General features: G+C 64.5%; 2 protein-coding genes. Both read left to right on the forward strand.

What is annotated here, in order from left to right:
* The coding region (locus LQV45_RS30925) for an ABC transporter substrate-binding protein (RefSeq protein WP_230011114.1) at positions 1 to 778 on the forward strand (778 nt) is incomplete at its 5' end.
* An 88-nt stretch (positions 779 to 866) separates the two neighbouring features.
* Positions 867 to 1617: carbohydrate ABC transporter permease (locus LQV45_RS30930; protein WP_230011115.1), on the forward strand; the 751-nt coding region annotated here is incomplete at its 3' end.

Here is a 1617-nt window from a genome sequence, read left to right on the forward strand (position 1 = left end):
GGGGTACACCGTCCCCACGACGTTCGATGAGCTGAAGGCCCTCGCCACCAAGATGAAGGCCGACGGCCTGATCCCGATTGAATTCGCGGACAAGGACGGCTGGCCCGCCATGGGCACGTTCGACTACCTGAACATGCGCCTGAACGGCTACCAGTTCCACATGGACCTCACCGCGCACCGGGAAAGCTGGGACCAGAAGAAGGTCAGCGACGTCTTCGACACCTGGAAGGCCCTGCTCCCGTTCCAGAACCCGAACGCGCTGGGCATGACCTGGCAGGACTCGGCGAAGTCCCTCGCGGACAAGAAATCCGGCATGTACCTGCTCGGCTCCTTCCTCACCCAGCAGTTCACGGACAAGACAATCGCCGACGACATCGACTTCTTCCCGTTCCCCGAGGTCGCGGTGGAAGGCCAGGATGCCATCGAGGCACCCATCGACGGCCTGCTGCTCTCCAAGAAGGGCGGCCAGAACCAGGCCGCCCGGGACTTCCTGGCCTACGTCGGTACCCCGGAAGGACAGGATGTGTACGCCTCGGTCGACTCGTCCAACATCGCCACCGCCAAGGGCGCCGATACCTCCAAGTTCACTCCGCTGAACAAGAAGCTGGCCGAGGCCATCAGCGGCGCCAAGAACATCAGCCAGTTCTTCGACCGCGATGCCCTGCCCGCCATGGCCAACAACGTGATGATCCCGGCGCTCCAGTCGTTCATCAAGGACGGCAACGTCGATGTGAAGAACCTGGAAGCCCAGGCCAAGTCCCTGTACGCCGCCCAGTAGCGCCGTGCTGACCGCGCGGGTGACCGCGCGGTCAGCACGGCTCTTTCCTCTGCATTTCGCTCTGAATTTCACAAGGCAAGGAATCTCCATGAGTGTCTCTACCAACCCGTCGGCGCGGGGGCGCAAAGCAGCCGCAGCCCCCGCGCGGCGGGTTCGGCGGCTGTCCGGCCGCGACAAAGTGGTGCTCGGCTTGATGGTGGGCATCCCCACGCTGATCCAGCTCGTACTGGTCTGGATCCCCACCCTCATGTCGGTCGGACTGTCCTTCACCCGCTGGAACGGGCTGGAGCTGACCGACATCAAGCCCGCCGGCGTCGAGAACTACCAGTTCATCGCCCAGGATTACCCGCCGTTTTGGCCGGCCATGCAGCACAACGTGCTGTGGCTGGCGTTCCTGGCACTCGTCGCCACCCCGCTGGGGCTGCTCCTGGCCGTGCTCCTGGACCAGAACATCCGCGGCACGCGGATCTACCAGAGCATCTTCTTCGCCCCGGTGATGCTCTCCCTGGCCCTGATCGGGATCATCTGGCAGCTGTTCTACAACCGGGACAGCGGCCTCCTGAACTTCTTGCTTGGCACCGCCGGCACGCCCCAGGCCGTCGACTGGTTCGGGGATTCGAGCGTCAACATCTGGGCAGCCCTCTTCGCCGCCACCTGGCGGCACGCCGGCTACGTCATGATCCTGTACCTGGCCGGGCTCAAGGGCGTGGATCCGACCCTGCGCGAGGCGGCCCAGATCGACGGCGCCAACGCGGTCCAGACCTTCTTCCAGGTGGTCTTCCCGGCCATGCGCCCGGTGAACGTCATCATCATCGTCATCCCCGTCATCGAGTCCCTCC

Source organism: Microbacterium sp. Bi128 (assembly GCF_918698205.1).